Origin of the sequence: Tropicimonas sp. (genome assembly GCF_047971885.1) — a bacterium.
In the GTDB taxonomy this organism is placed as follows: domain Bacteria; phylum Pseudomonadota; class Alphaproteobacteria; order Rhodobacterales; family Rhodobacteraceae; genus Tropicimonas.
The window spans coordinates 1-4,005 of sequence record NZ_JBKEAE010000106.1 but is presented as its reverse complement, the minus strand read 5'-3'; the positions used below and the strand labels follow the sequence as shown (position 1 = coordinate 4,005).

The window sequence follows — 4,005 nt, the reverse complement described above, 5'->3', positions numbered from 1 at the left end:
CCTCCAACGTGCGTGCGCGCAGTGAGGTTGCAAGGCGCCCGCCCGAGGGGGCGGACGGGCGCCGCCCGGGCCGCCAGGGCGGCTGTTCCGGGCGAAAGAAGAACGGCAGCTTCGTCCGCATTGCCGGCCTTTGCGAACGCCCGGTCTCGATTGCCGTTGGCCTGACAGGTGCCCGGTCGCCGCGCACCGCCGTCGGCCCTGCTATATGCTTGGCGAGCCAGTTTCGGCGTTGACCCATCCGAGATAGGAGGTATTGGCGTCGAGCGTCAGTCGCAGGATCGGCGGCACCTCGTAGGGGTGCAGGCGCGCGATCTCGGATTCCACCTCGTTGCGAAGATCGGGGCGGGTCTTCAGCACCAGCGGTATTTCCTCGACCGACTGAAGCTGGCCCTTCCAGTGGTAGAGGCTGCGGACCGGCGGGTGGAAATTGGCGCAGGCGACCAGCCCGCGCGACACCAGATCGCTGGCGATCTTGTCGGCCGAAGCGGCATCGGGGCAATTCACGATAAAGGTCAGCAACGGCATGGGCGGCCTCCGGGGTTGAACTGGTCAATCGTATGGGCGTTTCCCTGAGCGAAGCCTAGCAAACCGCGCCGGCCGGTGAAACGGATTTCGCCGGCCGGAAATACGGCCGTTGCGGAGGCTGACGATAACCTGTGCCGAAACGGGAAACGCCCGGACCCTGCCTGTGGCAGGGCGCCCGGGCGCCGGTGGCCCGCCGGGTGGGCAGGCCGGAATATCTGGTTGCCCGCGCCGTTTGCGGGCCGGGCCTCAGAGAGCCTCGATGTTGATCGCGGCTTCGCGGCCGTCACGGCCGGGCTCGATATCGAACGAAACCTTCTGCCCGTCGGCAAGGCCGGTCAGGCCCGAACGCTCGACCGCCGAGATGTGCACGAACACATCCTTCTTGCCGCCATCGGGCGCGATGAAGCCGTAGCCTTTGGTGGTGTTGAACCATTTCACGGTGCCAGTGGCCATCCCGTCGTCTCCTAGTCTGGTTCACTGCCCGCGACATTGCGGCAGCGTCGGCGTCAGTCGTCGCGTCGAAACTGAAGCCGGTTAGGGAAACAGCAGGTCGAGATGCGGTAACGGTCGCGTGGCGGCGTATGACGGAATGTCGCGATTCTGGCAAGGGATTTCTGCGAAATCGGCCGGAAGCGGCGGGTTCGCCGATGCCCGTGACAGCCGGGGCGCGTTTTCCGCGCACCGGCGGCTCGTTCAGCCGCCGATGCGCGCGGCCAGTGCGCCCAGCGTTGCCTTCTCCGCCGGACCCCATGGCGCCCTGCGGGCACGGAACAACGTTGCCTGACTGCGGTGGATGGTGCCGTCGCTCAGCAGTTTCAGGTGGTTGGCGCGCAGGGTCTCGCCGGTGGATGTGATATCGGCCACCGCCTCGGCGGTCAGGTTCTTGACCGTGCCCTCGGTTGCGCCCTGGCTGTCGACAAGCTGGTAGTCGGCAACTCCGGCTTCACGCAGGAACTCGCGTACCAGCCGGTGATACTTGGTCGCGATCCGCATCCGGTGGCCGTGTACCCTGCGAAATGCTGCCGCAGCCGCATCGAGATCGTCGAGCGTCTCGACATCGGCCCAGCATTTGGGAACGGCGACGATCAGATCGGCCTGGCCGAAACCCATCGGCGCCAGAACCTCGACCTGCTGGTCCCAGCCGGGAATGCGCTCGCGCACCAGATCGGTGCCGGTCACGCCCAGGTGAATGCGCCCCGCGTTCAGTTCGCGCGGAATCTCGCCGGCCGACAGCAGAACGAGGTCGATCCCGTCGATCCCGTCCACGGCACCCGAATATTCCCGATCCGATCCGGTGCGGCGGATTTCGAGCCCGCGCGCGCCGAACCAGTCGAAGGTCTTCTCCATCAACCTGCCCTTGGAGGGGACCCCGAGTCTGATGCTCATGCCAATGCCTCCCCATCCGAAAGCGCCAGCATCAGCCCGGGGCGGATCATGCCGCCCACCGCCGGAATGTCACGCCCTTGCCCGAGAACGCGCGTCAGCGCATCGTAGCGCCCACCCAGGGCGACCGGCGGCAGATGCGGCCGCCCGGGGGCATAGAAGCCGAAGACGAAACCGTCGTAATACTCCATCGTCGACCGGCCGTGGCTGGTATCGAATTCGACCGCCGACAGGTCGACACCCCGTTTCGTCATCGCATCCAGCCGGCGTTGCAGCCGGTCGAGCGCCGGATCCAGCGCCGGAAGATCGACGGCGATGTCGCGCAGGCGCGTCAGCGCGTTCCATGGCGTTTCGCGGATATCGAGAAGATCGTCGATCAGTTCCACCTGCCATGCGGCGATCGGCGGTGTCGCGGCATCTTCCTGCAAGGTGCGCATGCGGGCGACGATCTCGGCGGGTTCGCGCAACCCGATCACCAGCCCTTCGGCGGCGATGATCTCTTCCGGGGCCTCGGTCTCCAGCCGCCCGAGCAGCGCCTTGCGGGCCGGCGGAACCGGCTTGCGCCCGGCGTAGCGGTCGAGCAGGGCGCGAAACCGCCGGGGCCGCCAGATATGGCGCATCAGCGCCGTCTTGCGGGCCGCTGTGGTATCCAGCCCGCCAACCGCGGCCGTCAGAAGGCCGATATCGCCAAGCGCTGCGCGCAGGCGCAGCGGTGCGAGCAACCGCGAGAACAGCACGAACAGTTCGGCTTCGGCGGCGGCCGGGTCGGCGGCGTCGAAAATCTCGATCCCGGCCTGAAAATACTCGTTGTCCCGGCCCGGCTCGGCCGTTTCCTGGCGGCGAAAGACCTCGCCGGCGTAGCAATAGCGTGTCTCGCCCGATGTGTCCGAGGCGACGTGGCACTGTACGACGGGCACGGTGAAATCGGGCCGCAGCATCTGTTCGCCCATGAGCGGATCGGCCGTCACATAGGCGCGGGCGCGGATATCCTCGCCATAGAGGTCAAGCAGCGCCTCGGCCGGTTGCAGGATGCCCGGATCGACCGGAATCGCCCCGGCCTCGCGGAATTCGGCCTGAAGCCGCGCGGCTTCGCCGCGGATCTGATCCTTGCCGGGCATGGGCTTCAGCCTTCCGCCGTCAGGGTCTTGCGGATTTCCGTCACCAGATCGGCGCGCGCGACCTCGCGCTGCGCCGGCTGGCTTTTCCATTCCTCGAGGCTGGCGCTTTCGGCGATCCTGGCGCCGAGCACCAGATCCTTGATCTGCACCACCCCGCGCGCCGCCTCGTCCTCGCCCTGGATGATCGCAGCGGGCGACTGGCGCTTGTCGGCGTACCTGAGCTGGTTGCCGAAGTTCTTCGGATTGCCGAGGTAGACCTCGGCCCTGATGCCGGCCTGCCGCAACTCGCCCGCCATGGCCTGATACTCGGCCATCCGGTCACGGTCCATCACGGTGACGATCACCGGCCCCGGCGCGGTGGCGTCGAGCCGCCCCTTGGCGCGCAGTGCCGCCAGCAGCCGATCCACCCCGATCGAAACCCCGGTTGCCGGCACCGCCTGTCCGGTGAAACGCTTGACCAGATCGTCATAGCGCCCGCCGCCAGCGACAGAGCCAAACTGCCGCGGGCGGCCCTTTTCATCGGTGATCTCGAAGGTCAGTTCTGCCTCGAATACCGGGCCGGTATAATAGCCAAGGCCACGGACGACGGAGGGGTCGATCTCCGTCCGGGTCGTATCATAGCCCTGCGCGGCCAGCGCCTCGCCGACCTGTTCCAATTCGTCCACCCCGGTGCTGCCGCTGGCCGAGCCCTGCACCACGGCGCGCAAGTTGGCGATGGTGGCGCCCGCATCCGCGCCCCTGGCCTGCATGAAGGCAAGCACCGTATCGGCCACGTCATTGCCCAGCCCCACGCCGTCGATGAAGGCGCCGGAGGCATCCTTGCGCCCGTTGGTCAGAAGCTCGCGCACCCCGCACGGCCCGACCTTGTCGAACTTGTCGATGGTGCGCAGCACGGCATCGGCCGTTTCGCGGTTTGCCTGCGGGTCGAGGCCCACCGCCTCCAGCACGCCGTTCAGCACCTTGCGGTTGTTGATCCGCA

5 protein-coding genes are annotated in these 4,005 nt (G+C 67.4%); all 5 read right to left on the bottom strand.

Features of this window, described 5'->3' with window-relative positions:
- Window positions 1-201: 201 nt before the first annotated feature.
- Window positions 202-525 (bottom strand): divalent-cation tolerance protein CutA, encoded by a 324-nt coding sequence (cutA, locus tag ACK5IR_RS09320; RefSeq protein ID WP_416928174.1) that lies wholly within the window; start codon window positions 523-525, stop codon window positions 202-204.
- Between the two features lie 246 nt (window positions 526-771).
- On the bottom strand, window positions 772-978 hold the full coding sequence (locus ACK5IR_RS09315) for a cold-shock protein (protein ID WP_416928172.1): 207 nt from the start codon (window positions 976-978) through the stop codon (window positions 772-774).
- A 240-nt stretch (window positions 979-1,218) separates the two neighbouring features.
- Window positions 1,219-1,911, bottom strand: coding sequence for an ATP phosphoribosyltransferase (gene hisG / locus ACK5IR_RS09310; protein ID WP_416928170.1), 693 nt, complete (start codon window positions 1,909-1,911; stop codon window positions 1,219-1,221).
- Complete coding sequence (locus ACK5IR_RS09305; protein WP_416928168.1) at window positions 1,908-3,026, bottom strand: ATP phosphoribosyltransferase regulatory subunit; 1,119 nt, start codon at window positions 3,024-3,026, stop codon at window positions 1,908-1,910. Before ACK5IR_RS09305 ends, hisG begins: the two co-directional genes overlap by 4 nt.
- A gap of 5 nt (window positions 3,027-3,031) precedes the next feature.
- Window positions 3,032-4,005: ATP phosphoribosyltransferase regulatory subunit (locus ACK5IR_RS09300; protein WP_416928166.1), on the bottom strand; the 974-nt coding region annotated here is incomplete at its 5' end.

What these genes read in the sequence shown, in the direction of transcription:
- cutA (WP_416928174.1), bottom strand. Translation starts at nt 525, where the DNA reads ATGCCGTTGCTGACCTTTATCGTGAATTGCCCCGATGCCGCTTCGGCC.
- ACK5IR_RS09315 (WP_416928172.1), bottom strand. Translation starts at nt 978, where the DNA reads ATGGCCACTGGCACCGTGAAATGGTTCAACACCACCAAAGGCTACGGC.
- hisG (WP_416928170.1), bottom strand. Translation starts at nt 1,911, where the DNA reads ATGAGCATCAGACTCGGGGTCCCCTCCAAGGGCAGGTTGATGGAGAAG.
- ACK5IR_RS09305 (WP_416928168.1), bottom strand. Translation starts at nt 3,026, where the DNA reads ATGCCCGGCAAGGATCAGATCCGCGGCGAAGCCGCGCGGCTTCAGGCC.